Origin of the sequence: Rossellomorea sp. NPDC071047, from assembly GCF_050270195.1 — a bacterium.
In the GTDB taxonomy this organism is placed as follows: domain Bacteria; phylum Bacillota; class Bacilli; order Bacillales; family Bacillaceae_B; genus Rossellomorea.
This window is the reverse complement of the sequence record NZ_JBNNJT010000001.1, coordinates 1,052,106-1,075,306: the sequence shown is the minus strand read 5'-3', so window position 1 is coordinate 1,075,306 and position 23,201 is coordinate 1,052,106. Positions and strand designations below refer to the sequence as shown.

Here is a 23,201-nt window from a genome sequence, read left to right as displayed (position 1 = left end):
TTTATTTCAACGAAAAAGGAGAGAGTGTATGATTAAAAAGATTTGTATGGCTGTTTTCACACTATTTTTATTGCTGCCGTCCTGGAGCCAGGCCGGTTCATTTGGTAAGGATGATCCTTCTGGAGTTCCCGGGCAGTGGTATGTAGGTACAACTCCCACGTATGTAGCCCCTTCCAAACATCCAATTCTCTTTGTTCATGGACTAAATAGCTCTTCCAACACATGGTGGAATGAGAATAACATGTACGATACTGCCTTTCAGAATGGTTATGAAACCGCTTTTATCGATCTGTATCCAACAAAGAATATGTGGGATAATGGTGCCCTCCTGGCCCAGAAAATTAGCGACATATATCATTACTACGGTGAAAAGGTAGTGATTGTGGCTCATAGTAAAGGGGGCATCGATACACAATCAGCACTTGTACACTATGGTGCCTATCCGTATGTCTCAAGGGTGATCACTCTTTCCACGCCACATTATGGTTCCCAACTGGCAGATCTTGCATATAGCAGCTGGGCAGGGTGGTTGACAGGCATTCTGGGAAGTAAGAATGATGCCACCTACTCATTGCAAACAGGGTATATGAGTTATTTCCGCTCTGAGACGGATCATCATCAGAATGTAAATAAAAATCCAATCTATACGTTTGGCGGTACAAAATGGGGAAGCTTCGGAAGCTCATTATATTGGGGAGGATTGTACCTCAGGGCTTATGGCAGCAACGATGGAGCCGTTACGGTCACCAACTCAAGACTTCCCTATGGAACAGAGCTGAGAGTGGGGGATTGGAATCACTCGACCATCAAGGAAGGTTCATCTACATTTAATATTTTCAAAAATTATTTGAATGAAGCGACCAATACGTCAGGCATCGAATCTCAAAGTATGGTCGATTCGAATGTTGCAGAGAACGCGGCCTCTTTTGTTAGAGGAGGAGAATATAGTGGGAAGAAACAAGAAAAGGTATTAGTTGAACATGGAGCTAAGGCCGTAACATTTGATTGGATCAGCAATAGCCCTTCGTCACAGTTGATACTAAAAGATCCTGGTAAGAAAGTAAATTCAATCTTCAAGGTGAATAAGGATGAAAGTGAATACTTTAACGGTGCGTTTCACCATACGGTTACCGTTCAGGATCCGGTACCAGGGCAGTGGACGGTTGAAGCATCAACGTCTTCAGAAGAAAACTATCTCTTATACGTTTCTTATGAAAGCGCTACGAACGATGCATTTAGTATCAATTTAGCTCAGGATGAAATCAGCTTGAAATCAGAAGACAGTAAGGTAAAGCTTAAACCAGACATGACCATTGAATATTACAAGAATGGTAGGTTGAAGAATAGTAAGGTGAAAACAAAGAATGGCTCATTAAAGCTCCCGAAGCTTGGAGAAGGAGTTTATAATGTGACCATTGATGTAGAAGGAAGCAAGGACAAAACGGTGTTCCAAAGAACCTTCATTAAAACCATTTATGTTGATGCTTCAGGGGAGGTTTTTGGACAATAGTATAGGTTGGAATTCATTGGGAGAGGAGTGAGCTTCTCATATTTTGAAAGTGAATTAAAATGTTAAGGGGCCAATCCTTGACGGATAGGCCTTTTTAAGGTTGAAGCAATTCTTCAACATACTCTCCGTATATTTCAGCAACGATCATGGCGCCGTGACTATTTAAATGAATACCATCTATTGTATACTTCAATCCCCGTTTATTAGAAAGATGGTCAATTCGGGGAGGACTCTTATAAAAAAGAGCATCTTTCATGATGCTAAAGATGCTGGTGTTGATAAAATTGCTGCTGTCGCCAGTGGATAAATGTTGAAGGAAAACCTCTTGCATATTGAGAAAATGGATGGAGGGATTGTTGCCCGTGATGAATTGTATTATGAAAGATAGTTCCTTTAATTCCATGTTGAATTCGTTATCGAGACGCTCACCGATTATAGCTGGAGAAACCGCGATGGTGTATCGGGTTGAGGAAGAAATGTTCTTTAGTATGTTTCGATAATAATCTTTAAACTCATCATGATCTTTTACAACTGGCTGAGACTGAATTTTTAACAGCTTGGAGTATACATCGTTCACGCCGATCCAGAGAAATGTAAGGTCATAGTTTTTTTGTAAAGGGTTATTAGTGAGACGGTTATTTAAACTCTTAACAGTTTCACCAGGTTTTCCAAGATTGTCAAAAAGATAATTTGGAAACTTTTTTTGAAGAAATGAAACGAATGATACCCCCGGTCTGCCTTCAGTTAAACTATCTCCAATAAGTCCGATTTTCATGGGATGCCCTCCTTTATTTCACGATCATCACTGGGCATTTAGCCCTCTTTGCAACTTTATGGCTTACGCTTCCCAAGACCATTTCCTGAAACACATTTAATCCCCGGCTTCCAATGACTACTGCATCGAAGTTGTTTTTGTTTGCATGCTCAACAATGGTTGGCCCCGGTTCTCCGTGTAAAAAGATAATCTCATAGTCGATGCCTTCATGCTTGGCTTTTTGTTCTATCATTTGCAGTTTCTGCTTCCGTTTATCTGTTGCATCCAGTCCCCAATGGTGGAGAACATCTTCCTTGGATTGCTTCCCATCTACAACGTATACAATATCTATTTTAGAGCTTTCATGGCATCTTGCTAGAGCAATCGCTTTTTCTCCTGCCCTTAGAGAGTGTTCAGATCCGTCTGTTGCTAGAAGAATATGTTTGAACAATGCTTTTCCTCCATCCGATGATAGCGTTTAGTATTTAGTTCTATATTATTATTCAATTTCCTCTACAAAACCTTAAGATTTATTTACATGTTTTTGAAATGATGCAGATTATCAGTGAAATTAAGAGTAAATGAAAGTTAAATTGTTATGTTTGCGCTTTCATAACCGTTTCACAAATTAAATCATCCATTATATAATGTCCCTTGTGTTAAACGGTCCCGACTTTCATGAGAGTTGAAAGTCATAAATAAACAGGAAGAGGTGCATTATGAGTTTAAGTCAAAAAATTAAATATGAGTGGTTTGGTAATATCCGTGGAGATGTGTTTGCCGGTTTAGTTGTGGCTATGGCATTGATCCCTGAAGCAATTGCGTTTTCTATTATCGCAGGTGTCGATCCAATGATAGGATTATATGCTTCCTTCTGTATTGCAGTAGTGATTGCGTTTGTAGGCGGTCGTCCGGGAATGATTTCTGCTGCAACCGGTGCTACAGCACTGGTCATGGTGACGTTGGTCGCAGATCATGGTTTACAGTATCTGTTAGCAGCGACCATCTTAACAGGTGTGATTCAAATTATCATGGGTGTCCTTAAACTAGGCCGCTTAATGAAATTTGTACCACGTTCCGTTATGGTTGGATTTGTGAACGCCCTTGCCATCTTGATTTTCACTTCACAGTTACCACACTTTGTTGGTGAATCGTGGATCATGTATGCTATGGTGGCTGGTGCCTTGGGGATCATATATATTTTACCCCGCTTTACAAAAGCAGTTCCATCACCATTGGTGGCAATTATCGCTGTAACAATTTTCGCGGTGCTGACAGGAAGTGGAGTACGTACAGTAGGAGATATGGGGGAGCTTACTCAAGCCTTACCAATCTTCTTGATTCCTGATATTCCATTTAACTTCGAGACATTGCAAATCATTTTCCCATATTCATTATCGATTGCAATTGTAGGGTTAGTTGAGTCTCTGTTAACTGCGTCTATTGTTGATGATATGACAGATACGACAAGTGATAAAAATAAAGAAGCAAAAGGTCAAGGGATTGCGAATATTGTATCTGGTCTTTTCGGTGGAATGGCCGGTTGTGCGATGATCGGACAATCTGTTATTAATGTTAAGTCAGGCGGACGAGGACGTTTATCAGCATTTGTGGCCGGTACATTCTTGATGACTTTAATCCTATTGCTCAATGATTTCTTGGTTCAAATTCCAATGGCGGCTTTGGTTGGAGTCATGATCATGGTATCCGTTGGGACATTTGATTGGTCTTCAGTGAAGAACTTACACAAAACTCCGATTACAGACTCTCTTGTTATGATTGCAACAGTTGTCACTGTATTGTTTACTCATGATTTATCTAAAGGTGTTCTAGTCGGGATTATCTTAAGCGCTATATTCTTCGCTTCCAAAATATCAAAAGTGAAGATTACCACGATGGCTTCTGAAGAAACTCATAAAAAGGTATACCGTGTGTCAGGTCAATTGTTCTTTGCTTCTGTTACGGAATTTGTTGAAAGCTTTAATTTCAATGAAGATGTGAAGGAAGTTACGCTGGATTTAACTCACACACATTTATGGGATGATTCTGCAGTGGGAGCGATTGATAAAATCGTTATCAAGTACCATCAGAATGGCGTGAAAGTAAACCTGATTGGTCTGAATACTGAAAGTAATAAATTAATTGACAAATTGGCTGTGCATAAAAAGCCCGGTGGATTAGATAAAGCCGTTAATCATTAAGTAAGAATCTGAAAAGTCCTTGGTCAAGTGATCAAGGACTTTTCTATTTATACGTATTTTTACATTAGGGGCCAATAGACCAAAGAATTTTTTATAAAAAGGTTGAAATAAGCATATAAGTATTTTATTATATAAGCAAGGACTTATATGAGAGCCTTTTGAAAGGTTTTTTCTTATTATATAAGTAAATAATAATAAGCTAATAATATAAGTGTTTGAGGAGGTGTTTACATGCTTAAATCAAAAGTTGATATTGAAAGGGCCGCAACAATGTTAAAGCTTCTAGGGGATAAAACCCGTCTTACTATGGTGAAACTATTAGAATCAAATGACTGTTGTGTGTGTGAGTTTGTCGAGATTTTCAAAATGAGTCAGCCTGCCATTTCGCAGCATGTTCGTAAGTTGAAAGATGCAGGACTTGTAAGGGAACTAAGAAGGGGTCAATGGGTCTTTTACTCTCTAAACAAAGAAAGTGATGCGTATCCGTTTGTTCAAAGCTTGTTGGAACACTTGCCTAATCAGGATGATCGATTAACAGCATTAGAAAAGCAAGGATTACGTATTTCTTGTAATTAGGAGGAGGGTTCCCTGTGTTATCAGTAATTTTAGCTACCATGATTTTTGTGGCCACATTGGTACTTGTGATTTGGCAGCCTAAAGGATTGTCCATTGGCTGGTCTGCTTGTGGAGGAGCGATCCTTGCTTTGATTGTAGGGGTCGTTGACTTCCAGGATGTTGTGGCTGTGACAGGAATAGTCTGGAATGCGACTTTAGCATTTATTGCTATTATCATTATCTCTTTAATCCTGGATGAAATTGGATTCTTCGAATGGTCTGCTCTACATATGGCGAGGGCAGCAAAAGGGAATGGCGTCAAAATGTTTGTGTATGTTTCCCTATTAGGAGCGGTTGTCGCAGCATTTTTTGCGAATGATGGAGCTGCGTTGATATTGACTCCGATTGTTTTGGCAATGGTGAGAAACTTGAATTTTGAAGAAAAAATGGTTTTTCCATTTATCATGGCAAGTGGATTCATTGCCGACACGACTTCATTACCGCTTGTCGTCAGTAACCTTGTGAACATTGTGTCAGCCGATTTCTTTGACATCGGGTTTGTGGAATATGCATCAAGAATGATCATTCCCAACTTCTTCTCATTGTTTGCAAGCATCTTGGTACTGTATCTGTTCTTTAGAAAAAGCATTCCAAAGAACTATGATGCCAGCCAGCTAAAGAAGCCTATTGAAGCGATTAAAGATCAGCGCATGTTTAAGTTATCCTGGATTGTACTTGGTATCTTGCTTGTTGGTTACTTTATCAGTGAATCACTGCACATTCCTGTATCGATTATCGCAGGCATTGTATCGATTTTCTTCTTATTGATGGCTAGGAGAAGCTCAGCTGTCAACACGAAAACGGTCATTAAAGGTGCTCCATGGGCGATTGTATTCTTCTCGATTGGAATGTACGTGGTAGTGTATGGTTTGCGTAATGTAGGACTGACGAATGTGTTAACTGATGTTATCCAAGTGGCTGCTGATCAAGGACTTTTCGTCGCTACGATTTCCATGGGGTTCATTGCAGCGATACTGTCATCGGTCATGAACAATATGCCGACCGTTATGATCGATGCAATTGCGATTATGGATACGAACACTACAGGAGTCATTCGGGAGTCCCTTATTTATTCCAATGTCATAGGTTCTGATCTTGGTCCGAAGATCACCCCGATTGGTTCATTGGCAACCCTCTTATGGTTACACGTTTTATCATTAAAAGGCGTGAAAATCTCATGGGGGCAATATTTTAAAACGGGAATTATTTTAACCGTACCAACATTACTCATTACCCTTATTGGTTTATATATCTGGCTAATGATCATATCTTAAAACTTACAACAAAAGGAGCTCGATTACTATGTCTAAAAAAACACTATACTTCTTATGTACAGGAAACTCATGCCGCAGCCAAATGGCAGAAGGTTGGGCGAAGCATCATTTAGGAGAAGAGTGGGATGTGAAAAGTGCAGGTATTGAAGCGCATGGATTAAATCCTAACGCAGTAAAAGCAATGAAAGAAGCGGGAATTGATATTTCAGGCCAGACTTCTGACATAATAGATTCTGACATTTTGAACAACGCAGATTTGGTCGTTACCCTTTGTGGTGATGCAGCTGATAAATGCCCAATGACCCCTCCACATGTCAAGCGTGAGCATTGGGGCTTTGATGACCCGGCAAAAGCCGAAGGAACGGATGAAGAGAAATGGGCATTCTTCCAACGAGTACGTGATGAAATCAGCGACCGCATTAAAACATTCGCTGAAACCGGGAAGTAAGAAAAAAAGAGAGGGACGGACCTCGTGGCATTCTTTGAATCCCTGTCCCATAGGTCCGTCCCTCTTTTATAAAGCCGAGAGATGCTTCTCGGCTATTTTTATATAAATTTATTAATGGGAGTGGAATTTTGATGGTTAAGGTTGAAATTTTTGATCCTGCAATGTGTTGTTCGACGGGGGTTTGTGGTCCCGGTATCGATCCTGAGCTTACTCGTGTAGCAAATGCGGTATATACACTTGAAAAACGAGGGTTTAATATTAGCCGATATAATTTAGCGAATGATCCAGGAGCATTTGCCGACCATGAGGTGATCAACCGTATTTTGCACGATGAAGGTCCAGATGCTTTACCTGTCACGCTTGTTGATGGGAAACAAGCCACTGTTGGAAAATATCCCACAAATGAAGATTTTTCAAAATGGTTTGAAGTGCCGGCTGAGGAATTGAATGAGAAAAGAAAAGTACGACTGACATTGGATATTAATAAGAGATAAGAAAGTTGGGGTACAGTGTTCACATCGTTTCAATTAGATGCTGTCAATCATACACCATTCCTCTTTTTCACAGGTAAAGGCGGAGTGGGGAAAACGTCTACGGCGAGTGCAACAGCCATTGCCCTTGCTGATGAAGGAAAAAGGGTGTTGATCGTCAGTACAGATCCAGCTTCCAATTTACAGGATGTATTAGAAACTGATTTAACGAATCAACCTAAACAAGTCCCGGGTTTACCGATGTTGTTTGCTTGTAATCTTGACCCGGAAGAAGCAGCTGCTTCATATCGTGAAAAAGTTATTGGACCATATAGAGGGAAGCTTCCAGACGCAGTAGTAAGTAATATGGAGGAACAGCTGTCTGGTGCTTGTGCTGTTGAAATTGCTGCTTTTGATGAGTTTACAAATTTGCTTGCAGACCCTGCCATAGTAGCTCAATTTGATCATATTGTATTTGATACGGCACCGACAGGTCATACACTCCGTTTACTGCAGCTTCCAACCGCTTGGACGGGGTTTTTGCAAGAGAGTACACATGGAGCTTCTTGCTTAGGACCTCTTTCAGGGCTTGGAGACAAGAAGGATTTGTATTCTTCCACTGTTAACGTTTTATCCGATAAGAAAAAAACAGCTCTTGTACTTGTTGCACGGCCGGACTCTTCAGCGTTATTGGAAGCTGACCGGGCATCAACAGAACTCAAGGACATTGGAATAAAAAATCAAATGTTGATTGTAAATGGATTAATGGGTAAGCATCAATGGGATGATCCGATTGCATCGGCCTTTTACAACCGTCAGCAAGAAGCATTACGTTCAATGCCGATTGCTCTCAAGGAAATTCAAACGTATTCGCTACCTTATGTAGCGTATTCCTTAACGGGAACGAATTCCTTGAGACAATTATTCTCTCATGTAGAGGTTAACTCGAATGCTGAAACTGTGATAGACGATGAATCCATTGAAATTCCCGGATTAAAAGAAGTGATAAAGGACTTCTCCAAGAACAATTCCCGTGTCATTTTCACGATGGGAAAAGGTGGAGTAGGGAAAACTACAGTCGCTTCAGCTATTGCTGTTGGCTTGGTTGAAAGGGGACACAAGGTACATTTAACTACAACAGATCCCGCAGCCCACTTAACTCATATGTTTCAAGAAGAACCTGGAAAGATCGGCTTAAGAATCAGTCGGATCGACCCTAAAGAAACGGTTGAGTCGTATAAAAAGTCCGTTCTTTCAAAAGCTGCAGAGAGTCTCGATGAAGAAGGAAGGGCGTACTTGGAGGAAGATTTAAACTCCCCTTGTACAGAAGAAATCGCCATTTTCCGATCTTTTGCAGAGATAGTTGAGAACGCGGATGAGGAAATAGTCGTGATCGATACTGCTCCAACGGGACACACTCTGCTTTTACTGGATGCGACTGAATCTTATACGAAAGAAGTGTCGCGTTCAAAAGGAGAGGTGGAGGATCATGTGAAAAATCTATTGCCGCGTCTTCGTAATCCAAACGAAACGAGCGTAGTGATAGTGACATTGCCTGAGGCTACCCCTGTTTTTGAAGCGAAACGACTTCAGGAAGATTTGCATCGAGCGGAGATTCACCCAAAATGGTGGGTCATCAATCAAAGCTTATCGGTAACGAACACAACAGATCCCGTGCTAAGAGGCAGATCTGTCTCAGAGCGGGAATGGATACAAAAAGTGCAGAACGAATATGCAAACAAAACCGCTCTAATTCCGTGGATGAGTGAAGAAAAGATAGGGTACAAAAAGCTAATGGATTTCTCTAAGTAGAGGAGGATAACAGTGAAATATAATGAATTATTGAAAGACCGAATTTATATCGGGGGTTTCGAAGATGCAGACTCTGTTCGTGATAAAGTGGATATAATCGTCGACTTGCGAGCTGAAGCACCTGGAGTGGAATTTGATGATGTAACTCGCATGCATCGCCCGATCGTAGAGGATGCTGATCAACAAGAAACGTCCGTAAGACGTGCAATCAATGAAGTGGTAACGGCCTATCAAAATGGCAAAAACGTCTACTTCCACTGTAACGGAGGAAGTAACCGAACAGGCACGGTCGCAGCAGGAACTCTCCTATCACTGGGAGAAGCCTCCACACTAGATGAAGCCGAAACAAAAGCCAAAAACGTCCGACCAAAAATCAACATCAAACCAGAACTGAAAAATGTATTAAAAGTACTATATTCAAACAATTGAGGGACGGACCTCAAAAAGGAAAGGGGATTGTGTACAGTGAATATCACGAATGAAGCAAAAGATGTACTGTTGAATGCAATGGCAGAGAACAGCTCGGAAGGAATCAGATTTTTTCTTAATCAAGGTGGATGCTGTGGACCGCAAATTGGAGTTTCTTTAGATTTAGCTCAAGCAACGGATAAAGTGGAAGAAATTAATGGGGTTTCGGTTGCCTTTGATACGAATGTGATTTCTATGACTGAAGAAATCACATTAGATGTGCAAGATGGGGGATTAGTATTAGTGGGTGTACCGGACAGCGGCTGCTGTTAAGGCCATCCTAAATAGAATAAGCCTGTTCTGGGTACTTTTGTACTTAGAAACAGGCTTTTTTGATGATGAAAGAAAAATTTCCAATGAAGAAAACCAGCAAAGGAAATAGTCCCTGCTGGTCTGGCAAACTCTTTAGTTAATTCCAACTGCATCAAATGATAGTTTAACAGCATTGACTTCTGATGAAGTGCTTCCATATAAATCAGTTGCAGACTGGACAGCTGCCGCTCTTGCCTGACTGAAGGTTGAGGAAGCTGTCAAATACACTGTATTCATACGATAATAAACATCCCCAAGCTTTTCGCGGCCAATTCCAGGAACGGTTATTCCAAAATGACTACCACCTTCACTTAATAGGTAAGCCTGCTTGTTGATGATTCCACTGTTTGTATGAACACCGCCATTATCTCCTGTACCAGTATAACGTTTGGAGTAGTGGTCTGGATCTCCGTATTTAGCAGGGTTGCTCATGGAGCGGAGGGCATCGCCGGATGTCCCAGGTGTATAAATATCTTCCCCTATCTCGAAATCTGGATTCGATCCATTCTCGTACTCTACCAATGTTCCAAAAATATCTGAAATCGCTTCGTTTAAGGCTCCCGATTCATTCTGATACACCAGGTCAGAAGTAAAGTCTGTCACCGCATGGGTTAATTCATGGGCCACAACGTCAATGCCGCCTGAAAGTGGGGCAAACGTTGTGCCATCTCCATCACCATACACCATTTGAGAGCCGTTCCAAAAGGCGTTATTGTACCCGCTGCTGTAGTGAACAGAAGACACCAGGCGTGCACCTTGATTATCATAAGAATTACGATTGTAGTTATCCTTGTAGAAGTCATACGTGACCCCTGCGAAATAATGAGCATCAACTGCAGGTGCATCATATGCAGCATTTAGTACATTATCGCTATCTGACCACAAAGTGCCCGGCAAGAAAAATTGAGGGAAGAAGGTACGATTGTTCATGTTGTATGTATACACACCATTTCCCCGGGTATTATCCTGCAAATAGTACTTCCCGCTTGAAAGAGTTGTGTTCAACGGTTTAGAGTCACCCAATACGCCTTTACCGGTCCCTACTTGATTCGTTCCTGTGACTTCATGCATGTCATTGTATTTATTTAAAATCTTTCCGGTTTTCGCATCAATGAAATAGTTCCAGTTTCCAGGAGACGGTTCTAAATAATTTAGGTTTACAAAATAGGCAAATGAAGCAGAATCACCATCTGTATAGACGACTAATTCCGGTTTAGCCTCCTTTTCTAATTTTGGATGGAGTCCAAGATCTTTCTTAGCGATCTTTATGGCTTTTTTCGAGTTCACTTTCTTATTTGAAGACGTTACCTTTTGATCCAAGTCAGCTACGACAGTACCGGAAAAAGCTTGAAGGGTGCCATCTTCCTTTACAACTGCTGATTGTGTTGAGCCCCAAACAGGTACTCCTTTGTAGGTTTGCTGAATGCGAACGACTCTATTTCCCAGATCATCTTTTTCAACAGACAACACTTTGAACTGCTCATCTGATTTCTTATCAGAAAGCTTGAATTTCCCCTTGTTCTTCTCTAAAAAGGAAAGGACGATTGTCTCCGCCTTTTTCCCGGATGGAGCTGTTAATAGTCCTGAAACAAATTCCGGTGTTCCTTCTATTTGATTCATTTGAAAGAGAGCGTTGTCCGATGGTGCAGCTAAACTCCCTGTAGCCATCATTCCAGACAGTAAACCAATGGATAACCCAGCGCTAATGATTTTTTTCTTTTTCAAATCATTTCCTCCTCTTTTTTCTAAACATTCTGTCAAAAACAGAATATCATAGGAAGGAAGAAGAAGGTATTGAGAAAATAGAGGACTATTTGAGGATATAGAATGGACCTATAATGGTAGTATTCAGGAAAATTTTCATGAAAACCAGACTTATTATAAGATATAAATCTGTTGTTAGAATTTGTAATTTTTTCTAGTGATAATATAAGCTGGTTGGATTATAAAAGGCAAGTGTTTTTAATGATTTTGTTGGGGAAATAGATTCAATCATTGTAAAACACCCCTCAACCAATTGGTTGAGGGGTGCTTTATACTATTTTAGTATCTTACAGCATCGTAAGAGTTAATTCTCCCATGTTGGAAGTAAGAGCCTGTACCGCTGATAGGATCAGCTGTTTGTTCGATCGCTTGACGGATTTGAACATTGTTTCTTCCCTGCCCTGCAAGTAATCCTGCTAATCCTGCAACGTGAGGGGAAGCCATCGATGTACCTGACATGTATGAGTAGCCGTTGTTAGGTACGGTTGAAGCAATGTCAACTCCTGGAGCGGTTACATCGACCCACGTTCCATAGTTTGAGAAAGATGCTCTACGGTCTCTGGAATCAACTGCTCCGACGGCAATCGCGTTAGGGTAAGAAGCTGGTTCAAACGTTGTTGATACTCCGTCATTTCCAGCAGCGGCAATGACGACAGATCCTTTGTTCCACGCATAATCAACTGCACTTTTTAACGTTGTTGTATTACAGTCGCAACCAAGAGAAAGATTTAGAACTTCAGCGCCTTGATCTGCAGCGTAGCGAATTCCTGCTGCGATATCATCAAGTGATCCACTTCCATTGGCATCCAATACACGAACGGCAAGAATCTTTGTATTAGGAGCCATACCGGCAACCCCGGTGCCGTTGTTCGTTTCAGCTGCCGCAGTACCCGCTACATGTGTACCATGTCCGTTTAAATCCATTGGATAATAATCATTGTCGACGAAATCATATCCACGAATCGTTTTGCCATCTAAGTCAGGGTGGTTATAATCTACGCCTGTATCAAGAACGGCGATTTCCTGACCGCTGCTCCCCCGTGCAAGATCCCATGCACTAGGTGTATACGTGTTTTGAGGTCCATATTGATATCCTTGGTAGTAATAATCATTTGGGGTCCAGGTGGCTGAGAAAGTATAGTTCGGTTCAACGTATTCTACATTCGGGTTTTTACTTAATGCTTTTACGGTTGCTTCTACATTTCCTACTTTTAACACTTCGAAAGGCTTCTTCTTACTAGCTTTTTCCTTTACTGCAGAAGCATTGACTTTATTGAGGGTGTTTCCTTTTTCAGACTCTGCCACACCGTCTTTAAATTTTACAATAACCTCACCTTTTACATAACTACCTTTTTCGAGGCTTTTACTGACTAAAGTCTTTTTCGGGGCTTTCTCAAGAGGGTTCTGATCTTGTGCAAAGGCACTTCCTCCGAAACTAGGTACGAGAGCAAGTGATGCAGCTAGAGATAAAGCAGCAATTTTTTTAAACTTCATAATAGCATTCCTCCGTTTTTCTTTTTTTTGATCAACGACAAATGAATTGAGTAGTAAATCGTTTGCTTGTGGAATTACCTCCTTTTATAAAAACTCACAAGAATAATAGAGAATGTGTAAGAGAAACTATGTATAAGATTCTTGCTAACTAGGATTCTAGCAGACCCTTCCAAAAAACAGAATAGGGCGATAATTCTGTTTTTGTAAGTTTTTGGAAGGGTAAGTAAGCCAAATTCAAAAATCACCGAGAATCAAGAAAACTTTCCTGCGAACTACCTGAAAAACAAAAATGACTATAGGAAAACAGTCACGCATTTTCCCAACATCATTTTTAAATTTATGAGGGACGGACCTCCACATTCGGTGAGAATAGTAGGGTAATCATGCTTAAATTCTATAATTATTATTATTAGGAAGAGGGAAATGGAGGTCCGTCCCTCTTTAGACACTTTCCAGGGACCATCAAAGACGATGATAATGATACAGAAAGATCCCAATGGATGTGTTTTCCACTGGGATCTTTAGTTGCTATACTATCTCATTTTCATGATTTTCTACTGCTTTATTTAAAGATTGATAGATTTTTAAGCTTGAAATGTTTATTCCCATCTGTACAAATTCGATACTCATTTCTGGGCGCATTCCCGATAAAATCGGTTCGATTCCCAATAATTTAAGGCTATCAATCAATTTCATGATTCCTTGTTGGAACAATGGATTCACTTCATACACACCGGAAAGGTCGATGATTAATTTATGAATGGATAGCTTTTTACACTCAAGAAGGACATGCTCAGCCATCATTTCTCCACGTACTTCATCCACTTGTCCAATGAGAGGCAATACTGCCAAGTCGGAGAAGATGGGAACGACTGGAGTGGATAGGGACAAATACTTTTCTTCAGATATTTTCAGCTGTTCTTCTGCATACTCACTATATGCTTCACAGAAAGCAGAAATCATAGTGGTGAATGTGTGATCGATATCGTTTGTGATTTGCAGTAGGATCTCTTTAGATAGGGTTGCTTCATTGTGCAAAACGATATCTTCTAATATCACTTTTTTATATAAGGATGATTTACTTATGGACAGATGCAAAGGAACTCCTTGGCCTGAAGCGAGTCTTCCAACTTCTTTTCCCCACTGACTTGATTTGTCTAAGTTATTTTCTCCCCTTAGCAAGCCTTCACCTATAAGTTCGATAAGCTGCTCAAAATAAGGAAGGCTTTCAATTCTTCGTGCTTCCACGTAAATTGTTGGATAAGCATCTAAAAGCGCTGAGAAAATGTTATTGGCGATTTCATGCTTTCTCTCAATCAGTTGATCCCCAATAGAAGTAGTGATTGTGTGGTGAGTCATTTTTCTCCTCCAGATGTATGATTTTCCTTTATTATAAAGTATTATTAAATTTTAGTATAGGCTGGAAAGACTAGAATAATAGTATACCAGGTATATTGACAATATGATGTCATTACATTATAATTTCATTAATTTAAAATATTTCCAAATAACGATGAAAAGAAATTTATAATGAAGTAATTGATGTACAGAGAGCTCTATTAACTGAAAAAGAGCCATCATGTTCATTATGGTAAAAGACTTGGAGTTATGTATGAAGCTCTTTCAGGTAGTGAATACATCGGTTTCTCCCGTTATAGAGATAGGATATATAATGTATCCAAAGAGGTTGGTATGGTGACATGCCAATAAACTGAGGTGGTACCGCGAAAAATAAACTCTCGTCCTCAAGAATTATTTCTTGAGAATGAGAGTTTTTTATTTTGATAAGAGGAGTGTTTTGTATGAACCCTGTATTACTTGAAGTTCCACCAGTGTTAGAAACGGAGAGGTTAGTACTAAGAATGCCTAAGCCAGGTGATGGCAGGTCAGTAAATGCAGCCATTAAGGCTTCACTATCTGAATTAAAACCGTGGTTAGGATTTGCACAAAATGACCCTTCAGTAGAAGATACTGAAACGAACACCCGTGAAGCTCACGCGAAATTTCTAACAAGGGAAAGTTTGAGGTACCTCATCTTCCGAAAAGATACAAATGAATTCGTCGGTTCAACAGGCTTTCACAACATTGATTGGAGTGTCCCGAAATTCGAAATCGGTTATTGGATTGATACCAGAATGAGTGGGCATGGTTACATGATGGAAGCAGTTGGGGAATTGACCGATTTCGCCTTAAATGAATTAAAAGGAAAAAGAGTGGAGATCAGGTGTGAATCCACAAATGGGAGGAGCAGGGCGATTCCTGAAAGGCTTGGTTATGTGCTGGAAGGGGTTTTGCGCAATGAGGACCTTTCAGTTGATGGGCAGCGGTTAACGGATACATGTGTGTATGGGAAAATATTAATAGATGAAGCAGGGTCTTAATTGAGACCCTGCTTCATCTATTAACCGTCATTGTATTGACTGCTTATTATTAAGCAGATTCTTATGGTTTCGAAAGAATTTTTCTTATGCATGAATTTATATATTTTAGAAAAAACATAGGGCACATTGCACCGGCAAAGGAGGAAGTGAAACCGCCTCGGTTACATATAGCAATTTTTAAAAGAGGAGGCGTTTCTAAAATGAAAACTGCCTATGTAATGAGTGACTTCTTAAGAAATATCCCAATCTTTTCTCAACAAACTATACGTTACAAGGTCTTCATAATGATCATACAACCATTGACCATCACGCGTGATACCTTCCTTGTCAAATCCCAAACGTTCCGGGATGCCAATACTTTTCTTATTGTTGATGGCACATTGGATCTCTACCCTGTTGAGGCCCATTTCAATAAATAAATAGTTTAATAAAGAAGAAACGGCTCGTGTAATGATCCCTTTTCCTTCTGCTTCTTCCGAAAGAAGGTATCCAATACTGGTGCTCCTGGTTTTCCAATCAATATAATGCAGCCCGATCATACCGACTAATTTCCCTTGATAGCGTATTCCGGCATCGAATCCGTTGTTATCAGCATAATTCCGTATCCAGATGGGTATGATCGACTCTAAATCCTGTGGGGACTTCCGTTTATCGACCCAAAGAAGCCACTGGCGAAGATGATCCCGGTTGGAATCAATCAGTTCGTATAACTCCTCTTTGTGGTGCTGCTGAAATAGCTCGATCGAGATTTCTTGATCTACTTTGAAAGAAAACATGGGAACATCCCCTTTAAGATATTTAGAAGATTATACCATATGTTGCTTCTTTTTAGGCTTTTTATCATAATGTGATTCAACCGAATTTATTTTATAATAGAAGAACGAATAACTTAAAGGAGGTGGTGACATGGTAATGAAAACAAACTTACCAGAGTCCAAAGCGTCTCATGCAAAGCCTATTATTAGAAAGGCGATACTTTGCATGGGGGGACGCTGACTGATCGCCCTTAAAGTTCATTTCTAGTAAGTCGGCTTTGCACCTTATTTACTTTATTAATCAGAAAATAAGGGGCTGACTGAAATGAAATATGTGAAAGCTGAGAGTGTTTTACCACCATCGCTTCTTGTTGAAGTCCAGAAATATGTACAGGGGGAAACTCTTTATATTCCTAAACCAAAGGTGAAATACCGAAAATGGGGTAGCCGTTCTGGAAGTAGAAAAGAAATTGATGAACGAAATGTTGTGATTAAAGAGGCTTTTTTGAATGGAAAGACGATTCAAGAATTAGCCGAACATTATTATCTTTCAACGGAAACAATTAAGAAAATAGTGTATAGAAAGCACTGATGATTATGTCAGTGCTTTTTATCTTGTATAGATTGATTCTGAACCAAACTCTACATATATTTTCGACATGTACCGGTATATAGTAAAAATAGGGTTGCACGGAATAACTGTGCTCCTTGACTCATCTTGAAAAGCCCATTTAAGATGACGATAATGACAAATGTTTTTAGGAGCGATTAACATGGAACCATTTATTCGAAATGATCAATATAATTTCATAACGTATCAGACTCAAGTGCTGATCAATGGATATTCAACAGTGAATGATCTAGGTGTCCTTCAAGCCTTGAAAGGACTTGTGAAAGATAAGGTGACAAATTTGTTCGATGAACTTTCTCAAAGTCAACTGAACATACTTGATCCAATCGGGAATATCAGGGATTCTGACCAGGCAGAGGATTATTTAATTGGATTAAAACCTTATGTGATTCCATTTCCATCTGTAACTGATGCCTCATTGAAAAAGTTATTTCCGAAAGTGAAAAAGCTAAAGACTCCTGATTGGGGAAATATGAATTTCAGGGATCTCTCCTATTTAGGCTGGAATGATTACGGGCAGGAGCGAAAATATATTGTCGCTATGCATGAGGGTAAATTGAAAGGATTTAAGGGTACCTTCAAAAGCAGCAGCAAGAAGGGGATTTGCACGATTTGCAATACCTTTGGAAGCATCGGATTTTACATGTCTGAATCGAAAACTTCATCTCAAGGAACCTTTGTGAAGAAAGGAAATTACATCTGCCAGGATAGTCATGAGTGTAACGAAAATCTTAAAGACATAGAGAAATTGGATGATTTCATTCAAAGAATTAATCATTAGAAGGATGCGCCGTGCAAGAGTCTCGGCGTATTTTTATTGTATATATACTATATTACGGAATTCCAATTCTTCTCAACACTTATAAATCCCTTGAAACATTACCATACTTTAAGTAGTATAGATAAGTAGAAAATTGTAGAGTTTTGAAATGAGGGTTTTAAATGGAAAAGAAATCCATATACGGATTAACATTAGATCAACTGACTACATGGCTAGTCGAGCACGGCCAAAAGAAATTCCGTGCCGCCCAGGTGTGGGATTGGTTATATAAAAAGAGAGTGACAAACTTTGCGGATATGAAGAACCTCAACGCTGATTGTGTACAATTGCTGGACGATCACTTCTATCTTCATACACTCACTCAAGAGGTAAAACAGGAATCAAAGGACGGCACAATCAAATTCTTGTTCAAGCTTGAGGATGGTAACCTGATAGAGACAGTTCTTATGCGATTCAATTACGGTCTGAGTGTGTGTGTGACGACCCAAGTCGGGTGTAACATCGGTTGTACATTCTGTGCGAGTGGACTTCTCAAGAAGAATCGGGACCTATCAAGCGGTGAAATTGTCGAACAAATCATGAACGTCCAACATCACTTGGATGAAGCAGGAAATGGAGAACGAGTCAGCCATATCGTCGTAATGGGAATTGGCGAACCATTCGATAACTACGATAACATGATGGACTTCTTCCGAGTAGTGAATGATCAAAAAGGTCTTTCTATCGGTGCTCGTCACATCACTGTATCAACAAGTGGTCTGGCAGATAAGATTTACAAATTTGCCGACGAAAACATTCAAATCAACCTGGCTGTTTCCTTGCACGCACCAAACAACGAATTGCGTACGAAGATCATGAAGATCAACCGCGCGTATCCTTTAGAGAAGTTAATGCCGGCTATTGATTACTATTTAGAAAAGACCAATCGACGCATCACCTTTGAGTATATTTTATTGAGCGATGTGAACGATCATAAAGAAGAGGCTATACAGCTAGCCAAATTGTTAAAGAACAAGCGTCATCTGTCTTATGTGAACTTGATTCCTTATAATCCAGTTGACGAACATAACCAATATCAAAGAAGTACGAAAGAAGCGATTGTAGAATTCTACGGTACATTACTTGAACATGGAATCAACTGTGGAGTCCGTGTGGAACAAGGGACGGACATTGATGCAGCTTGCGGCCAATTGAGAAGTAAGCAAATCAAGAAGGATAAGGTTAAATCTTAATACTTTATTAATAGAGCACACGAATTCCTGAGTGGGATTTGTGTGCTTTTTTGTTTGCGAAGGGTGCGACTGTATGGTGAAGTATGTGCCATCTTTTGTTAAGATACGCAAATAACAAATGATGAGACGCAATTCCAGAGGATAACGACGCAATTATCATCTGAATAGACGCAATAAAATGAATTATGGCGCGATTAAAAGTTGAAATGACGCAATTACTATCATAAACCATTTTAATATATTTGAATGTGCACATTAATACCTAAATTTGTTATCCATACTAAAGAATACATTGTTTTTCGCCCTTTTTTTCTCAAAAAAGGGTTGGAGAGCCGCAGTTTTAACGAAGAATGCACTTTCTTGAATATTCGTTCAATCAATATTGAATTTTTTGTTCAATAATTATAGAATTAGTGTGGAGAAGAAAATTTTGGGAATGAGGTGTTCCAATATGGATGTGCTCCATATGACCAGTAGAAAGAGAGAGACGTATGAGGTAAGAATCGAGGCTTCTCTTCTTTGGGAATGTGCTTTGGGGATTGCTGCATTCACAAATACAAGGCTTATTGATACGTTAGAAAAACCAAAAGAGTCATGGGATAGGTTAAAGAAATCTTTATCTAAACCATTGATAGAAGACTTGAAATTTGTTGAAAAAAATAATACGTGGAAATCCCTACTCCTATTGCTGCATCAAAAAGAGTTTCAGGATTTGTCTGAATTCATCATATTTCTGGACAAGTTAGATGATGAGAAACTTAGATTCATCAGCATTCCATACATAGGGATTAAATTTGAAGATCTTCGAATGCTTGCTGCAGAAGGGGATCAGTCATCACGAAACAGGTTGAAAAAGCAGACAGAAGCTAACCCATTTTTTCCTGATTATATTGAGTTTGTCTGCACAACCCAAGTCCATACCCTTAGGGATCACCTGAAGAACGTAATGACCCGGTGGTATGAAGAAGTGATGGTTCCACAGAGAGAAACATTATCTCAAATACTTAGTAGAGATAAACAAGCCAAAGAAAAGATGAATGGAAATCTGAAGCCCGAGGCCATGGTAGAATGGGCAACCGGAGGAATTACCTATCTTCCGGAGCCGAGTGTTCATACAGTACTGTTGATTCCTCAGTCGATTTATCGCCCTTGGAACGTAGAAGGGGATGTTGAAGGGATAAAGGTGTTTTATTATCCCGTAGCCAATGAAAGCATTTATCCGGATGATAAGGATATGCCAAGCTATTTTTTAGTCCAAAAGCATAAAGCGCTTGGTGATGAAGTGCGCCTCCGCATGGTGAAATTGCTGAAAGGGTCAAATCGTACTCTCCAGGAGATCACGAACGAACTGGACATGGGGAAATCGACGGTCCATCACCATTTGAAAATACTCAGGTCCGCAAGGCTGGTCGAAACGCAGGATGGCAAGTATCGTCTGAAAGAGAATGCGGTTCAAACATTATCGAACGAATTGAAGCAGTATCTAATTGAGGATTAAAAGGGGTGTCCGGTATGGGAGAGCGTGTTTTAAGACTAAAACAAGTGGAAGATCTCCCGCCTTTAAAGAAAAACTATTCTGTTTTCAGATTTATGGGCGGTAATCTGATTTCATTTTTCGGGGATCAAATTTATTTAATCGCGATTCCACTAATGGTATTAACAATTACTGGATCACCGGTGAGTATGGGGATTGTGGCGGCGCTTGAACGGCTGCCGATTCTATTGCAGCCCTTCGCAGGTATCATGTCCGATAAATTCAACCGGAAGCACCTTCTCCTTTTATGCGATTTAGGACGATGTTTACTTGTTGGTATGATTGGGGTTCTATTTATCATGGAGGTACTGGAGATGTGGATCGTATATCCAGTTGTGTTTGGCATCGGAATATTAAGCCAAATATACAATACATCTCAATTTGCCTCAGTACCTAGCCTGGTGAGAAAAGAAGACCTTCAAGCTGTGAATTCACTGAATTCCGGGATTTTTAATTTAGCGGTTTTTTTAGCACCTGGTTTAGGTGGGGTAATTATTTCTTTTTTTAATCCAGGTTATGCCCTGTTGGTGAACAGCGTCAGCTTCCTCGCCTCTTTTATTGCCATTGCGAGTCTCCGGATGAAGATGAATGAGAGAGATTCATCAAGGCATTCCATCTGGGGAGAGATCAGGGAGGGATTTGAATTCGTGGCAAAAACCAAGCCGATCCTGTACACCAATCTAGCCATGATAACTTCTGTATTTGGAACCACATTATTTCTCACATTATTGGTTTTTCACCTAAAGGATTCCATCAATCTAAATACGGTCATGATTGGTTGGTTATTATCAATAGGGGGAGTAGGTGCGATTCTAGGCGCTGTAACGTCAAACTTTTTTCGTAAGCGGTTTTCTTATCGGAGCATTTTATTTACGGCATCTGTCATTGGAGGGCTTTCGATCCTGTGTTTCGGCTTGTTAGAAACCTATTTTTGGCTTGTAATCATGAATGCGGTCGGTACCTTCTGTGCTTCGATGATGAGTCCATGCATCATTACGATCCGGCAAACGCTGACACCCGATCATCTATTGGGAAGGGTACAGGCCACAAGCCGCCTCATGACATGGATATTCATGCCCCTGGCTGCATTTCTTGCAGGAATACTGGCTGAAGCAATAGGTACAGACCTAACCATCATGCTTGCAGGAGCCATCTCTACACTAGCTTCCATTCCCTATCTCCATCACAGTTTGAAAGATAAATAGAGGGACGGACCTTCCACAACTCTGTTTTATGGTAGGATGGAAATGGAAGCCATTTGGGTGAGGAGAATTCAGATATGATTACTGAAAGTCAATTGAAATAGAAATTTATAATAGATCGATATTAATCGTCTTAATTTAAAGTGGCGCAAGCACGATTACACCTAAGAAAGGGGAGCAGAGGATGCAATCGAATCATTATGACATCACGATCATTGGAGCAGGAGTGAGCAGTGTGTTTCTCGCTTACACCTTGATGAAGCACAATGAACATGTTTCCATTCACATGATTGATCTCGGCAAAAAACTGAGTGAACGTACATGCGGTCTAGATGATGGGGGCGTTTGTACGTGTGAAGGAGTGTGCAGTAAATACATTGGTTTTGCGGGTCTTGGGAAATCAGAGGGGAAATTTAATTATACGAATGATTTCGGAGGAGAGCTTGGCAGGAAAATAGGAGACCAAACCTCACTTGATTTGATGAAGGAAGTAGACACTATTCTCTGTGAGTTAGGCGGTGACATCATCCCGTCTTATAGCACGAATAATGATATACTTTCAAAACGAGCCAGTATGGTGGACTTGAAGGTTCTTTCAACTGAGGTACGTCATTTAGGAACGCGTTTAGCGAGTGATGTTTTTCAAAGAATGTATGAAGTCCTGAATAATCGTATAAAGGTTAGTTTCGAAACTCATGTTGAGACGATTTCAAAACATGATGCGGGCTTTCACTTGAAATCAAATATCGGTGAATTTACGACGGAGAAATTAGTGATAGGTACAGGGATGAGCGGCAGCACGTGGCTGAAAGAACAAGCAGCATCACTTGGGCTTTTTCCAGGAAAGACACGTTTGGATATGGGAATACGAGTGGAAATGAAAGGGGATCAGCTTCAATCGATATTAGAAGATACGTTTGAAACGAAGCTGAAAATCGAAAGGGATACATTCAGCGCGACGACCTATTGTATGAATCCGCAAGGGAAGATCGTACGGAAACACCAACATGGAGTCGTGATGCCCGACGGACAAAATGCCCGTGAAGAAGATACACCAAGTGCAAATCTGAACTTCAGCTTGTTCGTTCCACGTTATTTTGACTCCCATGGTGAGGCAATGGATTACGCAGTGAGCACTATAGAAGGGATTAACCAAGGAAGAGAGCGGATTGTTGTTCAGAGATTGGAAGATTTCAAATTTCATCGGAATACCGAATCACTAGAGAAGAATCTGGTAGGTCCGTCCCTCAAAGCGGAATGTGGGAATCTTCTGGAAGAGGTTCCGGAATTATATAGTGTTGCGCTTAAGGAATTTTTTGCTTCTTTGGAAAGCCTTATTGGGGAACCGATACACGATGATACGCTTCTTTACGGTTTGGATGCGAAGTATTATGAACCGAAATTACCGACGGATAAGAACTTTGAAACAGAAGTGTCAAATCTTTATCTCATTGGTGACTGCTCAGGGGAAACCCATTCCTTATCGCAGGCAGCTGCAAGTGGTATTTATTTGGGGAAACATCTGGGGAAATAGTGTTTTTACCAGTTAATAATAAATTTGGA

The 23,201-nt window shown here is 40.2% G+C and carries 22 protein-coding genes; 16 read left to right on the top strand and 6 right to left on the bottom strand.

Annotated elements, in window-relative coordinates; translation table 11 throughout:
• Window positions 1-28: 28 nt before the first annotated feature.
• On the top strand, window positions 29-1,510 hold the full coding sequence (locus tag ACQKFO_RS05650; RefSeq protein WP_427597347.1) for an esterase/lipase family protein: 1,482 nt from the start codon (window positions 29-31) through the stop codon (window positions 1,508-1,510).
• A gap of 94 nt (window positions 1,511-1,604) precedes the next feature.
• Here ACQKFO_RS05650 and ACQKFO_RS05645 read toward each other — a convergent pair whose 3' ends face one another.
• Together ACQKFO_RS05645 and ACQKFO_RS05640 are read right to left on the bottom strand one after the other, a co-directional pair.
• Window positions 1,605-2,285 carry a GDSL-type esterase/lipase family protein gene (locus ACQKFO_RS05645; RefSeq protein ID WP_427597346.1) on the bottom strand — a complete coding sequence of 227 codons (681 nt, stop codon included), beginning with the start codon at window positions 2,283-2,285 and terminating at the stop codon, window positions 1,605-1,607.
• A 13-nt stretch (window positions 2,286-2,298) separates the two neighbouring features.
• Entirely contained in the window at window positions 2,299-2,715 is a 417-nt protein-coding gene (locus ACQKFO_RS05640) for a universal stress protein (protein ID WP_427597345.1), read from the bottom strand.
• Between the two features lie 268 nt (window positions 2,716-2,983).
• Here ACQKFO_RS05640 and ACQKFO_RS05635 point away from each other — a divergent pair, with 268 nt between their 5' ends.
• The 8 genes from ACQKFO_RS05635 (at window position 2,984) to ACQKFO_RS05600 (ending at window position 9,825) form a co-directional block, all read left to right on the top strand.
• Window positions 2,984-4,465, top strand: a complete 1,482-nt coding sequence (locus ACQKFO_RS05635; RefSeq protein WP_427597344.1) for a SulP family inorganic anion transporter — start codon at window positions 2,984-2,986, stop codon at window positions 4,463-4,465.
• Between the two features lie 231 nt (window positions 4,466-4,696).
• Window positions 4,697-5,041: an ArsR/SmtB family transcription factor gene (locus ACQKFO_RS05630; RefSeq protein ID WP_427597343.1), complete on the top strand. Its 345-nt coding sequence runs from the start codon at window positions 4,697-4,699 to the stop codon at window positions 5,039-5,041.
• Window positions 5,042-5,055: 14 nt separating this feature from the next.
• Window positions 5,056-6,354: an arsenic transporter gene (locus tag ACQKFO_RS05625; RefSeq protein ID WP_427597342.1), complete on the top strand. Its 1,299-nt coding sequence runs from the start codon at window positions 5,056-5,058 to the stop codon at window positions 6,352-6,354.
• 28 nt (window positions 6,355-6,382) lie between these two features.
• The gene (gene arsC / locus ACQKFO_RS05620; protein WP_427597341.1) at window positions 6,383-6,802 is read left to right on the top strand and encodes an arsenate reductase (thioredoxin); all 420 of its coding nucleotides are present in this window, start codon (window positions 6,383-6,385) and stop codon (window positions 6,800-6,802) included.
• A 131-nt stretch (window positions 6,803-6,933) separates the two neighbouring features.
• Window positions 6,934-7,296, top strand: a complete 363-nt coding sequence (arsD, locus tag ACQKFO_RS05615) for an arsenite efflux transporter metallochaperone ArsD (RefSeq protein ID WP_427597340.1) — start codon at window positions 6,934-6,936, stop codon at window positions 7,294-7,296.
• Window positions 7,297-7,311: 15 nt separating this feature from the next.
• Window positions 7,312-9,084 (top strand): arsenical pump-driving ATPase, encoded by a 1,773-nt coding sequence (gene arsA, locus ACQKFO_RS05610; protein WP_427597339.1) that lies wholly within the window; start codon window positions 7,312-7,314, stop codon window positions 9,082-9,084.
• Between the two features lie 12 nt (window positions 9,085-9,096).
• Window positions 9,097-9,513, top strand: coding sequence for a protein-tyrosine phosphatase family protein (locus tag ACQKFO_RS05605; RefSeq protein ID WP_427597337.1), 417 nt, complete (start codon window positions 9,097-9,099; stop codon window positions 9,511-9,513).
• A 36-nt stretch (window positions 9,514-9,549) separates the two neighbouring features.
• On the top strand, window positions 9,550-9,825 hold the full coding sequence (locus tag ACQKFO_RS05600; RefSeq protein ID WP_427597336.1) for an adhesin: 276 nt from the start codon (window positions 9,550-9,552) through the stop codon (window positions 9,823-9,825).
• 132 nt (window positions 9,826-9,957) lie between these two features.
• Here ACQKFO_RS05600 and ACQKFO_RS05595 read toward each other — a convergent pair whose 3' ends face one another.
• The 3 genes from ACQKFO_RS05595 to ACQKFO_RS05585 all read right to left on the bottom strand — a co-directional run bounded on the left by ACQKFO_RS05595 (window position 9,958) and on the right by ACQKFO_RS05585 (window position 14,481).
• Window positions 9,958-11,589, bottom strand: a complete 1,632-nt coding sequence (locus ACQKFO_RS05595; protein ID WP_427597335.1) for a M4 family metallopeptidase — start codon at window positions 11,587-11,589, stop codon at window positions 9,958-9,960.
• A 318-nt stretch (window positions 11,590-11,907) separates the two neighbouring features.
• The gene (locus tag ACQKFO_RS05590; protein WP_427597334.1) at window positions 11,908-13,122 is read right to left on the bottom strand and encodes a S8 family peptidase; all 1,215 of its coding nucleotides are present in this window, start codon (window positions 13,120-13,122) and stop codon (window positions 11,908-11,910) included.
• Between the two features lie 528 nt (window positions 13,123-13,650).
• Window positions 13,651-14,481: an STAS domain-containing protein gene (locus tag ACQKFO_RS05585; RefSeq protein WP_427597333.1), complete on the bottom strand. Its 831-nt coding sequence runs from the start codon at window positions 14,479-14,481 to the stop codon at window positions 13,651-13,653.
• Window positions 14,482-14,924: 443 nt separating this feature from the next.
• On the opposite strand from ACQKFO_RS05585, the gene ACQKFO_RS05580 reads away from it, so the two are divergent.
• Complete coding sequence (locus ACQKFO_RS05580) at window positions 14,925-15,503, top strand: GNAT family N-acetyltransferase (protein ID WP_427597332.1); 579 nt, start codon at window positions 14,925-14,927, stop codon at window positions 15,501-15,503.
• A gap of 230 nt (window positions 15,504-15,733) precedes the next feature.
• Here the strand turns inward: ACQKFO_RS05580 and ACQKFO_RS05575 are convergent, their stop codons facing one another.
• A complete protein-coding gene (locus tag ACQKFO_RS05575) occupies window positions 15,734-16,279 on the bottom strand; it encodes a GNAT family N-acetyltransferase (RefSeq protein ID WP_427597331.1) in 546 nt (181 codons plus the stop codon).
• Between the two features lie 304 nt (window positions 16,280-16,583).
• On the opposite strand from ACQKFO_RS05575, the gene ACQKFO_RS05570 reads away from it, so the two are divergent.
• From ACQKFO_RS05570 to ACQKFO_RS05545, 6 genes are all read left to right on the top strand, one after another.
• Window positions 16,584-16,850, top strand: a complete 267-nt coding sequence (locus ACQKFO_RS05570; protein WP_427597329.1) for a CD3324 family protein — start codon at window positions 16,584-16,586, stop codon at window positions 16,848-16,850.
• A gap of 181 nt (window positions 16,851-17,031) precedes the next feature.
• Complete coding sequence (locus tag ACQKFO_RS05565; RefSeq protein WP_427597328.1) at window positions 17,032-17,670, top strand: FusB/FusC family EF-G-binding protein; 639 nt, start codon at window positions 17,032-17,034, stop codon at window positions 17,668-17,670.
• A 161-nt stretch (window positions 17,671-17,831) separates the two neighbouring features.
• Complete coding sequence (gene rlmN / locus ACQKFO_RS05560) at window positions 17,832-18,902, top strand: 23S rRNA (adenine(2503)-C(2))-methyltransferase RlmN (RefSeq protein WP_044337210.1); 1,071 nt, start codon at window positions 17,832-17,834, stop codon at window positions 18,900-18,902.
• Between the two features lie 451 nt (window positions 18,903-19,353).
• Complete coding sequence (locus ACQKFO_RS05555; protein ID WP_427597327.1) at window positions 19,354-20,400, top strand: ArsR/SmtB family transcription factor; 1,047 nt, start codon at window positions 19,354-19,356, stop codon at window positions 20,398-20,400.
• Between the two features lie 14 nt (window positions 20,401-20,414).
• Window positions 20,415-21,641, top strand: coding sequence for an MFS transporter (locus ACQKFO_RS05550; protein ID WP_427597326.1), 1,227 nt, complete (start codon window positions 20,415-20,417; stop codon window positions 21,639-21,641).
• Window positions 21,642-21,822: 181 nt separating this feature from the next.
• Window positions 21,823-23,172, top strand: a complete 1,350-nt coding sequence (locus ACQKFO_RS05545) for an NAD(FAD)-utilizing dehydrogenase (protein WP_427597325.1) — start codon at window positions 21,823-21,825, stop codon at window positions 23,170-23,172.
• Window positions 23,173-23,201: the final 29 nt, after the last annotated feature.

What these genes read in the sequence shown, in the direction of transcription:
- ACQKFO_RS05650 (WP_427597347.1), top strand. Translation starts at nt 29, where the DNA reads ATGATTAAAAAGATTTGTATGGCTGTTTTCACACTATTTTTATTGCTG.
- ACQKFO_RS05645 (WP_427597346.1), bottom strand. Translation starts at nt 2,285, where the DNA reads ATGAAAATCGGACTTATTGGAGATAGTTTAACTGAAGGCAGACCGGGG.
- ACQKFO_RS05635 (WP_427597344.1), top strand. Translation starts at nt 2,984, where the DNA reads ATGAGTTTAAGTCAAAAAATTAAATATGAGTGGTTTGGTAATATCCGT.
- ACQKFO_RS05630 (WP_427597343.1), top strand. Translation starts at nt 4,697, where the DNA reads ATGCTTAAATCAAAAGTTGATATTGAAAGGGCCGCAACAATGTTAAAG.
- arsC (WP_427597341.1), top strand. Translation starts at nt 6,383, where the DNA reads ATGTCTAAAAAAACACTATACTTCTTATGTACAGGAAACTCATGCCGC.
- arsD (WP_427597340.1), top strand. Translation starts at nt 6,934, where the DNA reads ATGGTTAAGGTTGAAATTTTTGATCCTGCAATGTGTTGTTCGACGGGG.
- ACQKFO_RS05590 (WP_427597334.1), bottom strand. Translation starts at nt 13,122, where the DNA reads ATGAAGTTTAAAAAAATTGCTGCTTTATCTCTAGCTGCATCACTTGCT.
- ACQKFO_RS05585 (WP_427597333.1), bottom strand. Translation starts at nt 14,481, where the DNA reads ATGACTCACCACACAATCACTACTTCTATTGGGGATCAACTGATTGAG.
- ACQKFO_RS05580 (WP_427597332.1), top strand. Translation starts at nt 14,925, where the DNA reads ATGAACCCTGTATTACTTGAAGTTCCACCAGTGTTAGAAACGGAGAGG.
- ACQKFO_RS05575 (WP_427597331.1), bottom strand. Translation starts at nt 16,279, where the DNA reads ATGTTTTCTTTCAAAGTAGATCAAGAAATCTCGATCGAGCTATTTCAG.
- ACQKFO_RS05570 (WP_427597329.1), top strand. Translation starts at nt 16,584, where the DNA reads ATGAAATATGTGAAAGCTGAGAGTGTTTTACCACCATCGCTTCTTGTT.
- ACQKFO_RS05565 (WP_427597328.1), top strand. Translation starts at nt 17,032, where the DNA reads ATGGAACCATTTATTCGAAATGATCAATATAATTTCATAACGTATCAG.
- rlmN (WP_044337210.1), top strand. Translation starts at nt 17,832, where the DNA reads ATGGAAAAGAAATCCATATACGGATTAACATTAGATCAACTGACTACA.
- ACQKFO_RS05555 (WP_427597327.1), top strand. Translation starts at nt 19,354, where the DNA reads ATGGATGTGCTCCATATGACCAGTAGAAAGAGAGAGACGTATGAGGTA.
- ACQKFO_RS05550 (WP_427597326.1), top strand. Translation starts at nt 20,415, where the DNA reads ATGGGAGAGCGTGTTTTAAGACTAAAACAAGTGGAAGATCTCCCGCCT.
- ACQKFO_RS05545 (WP_427597325.1), top strand. Translation starts at nt 21,823, where the DNA reads ATGCAATCGAATCATTATGACATCACGATCATTGGAGCAGGAGTGAGC.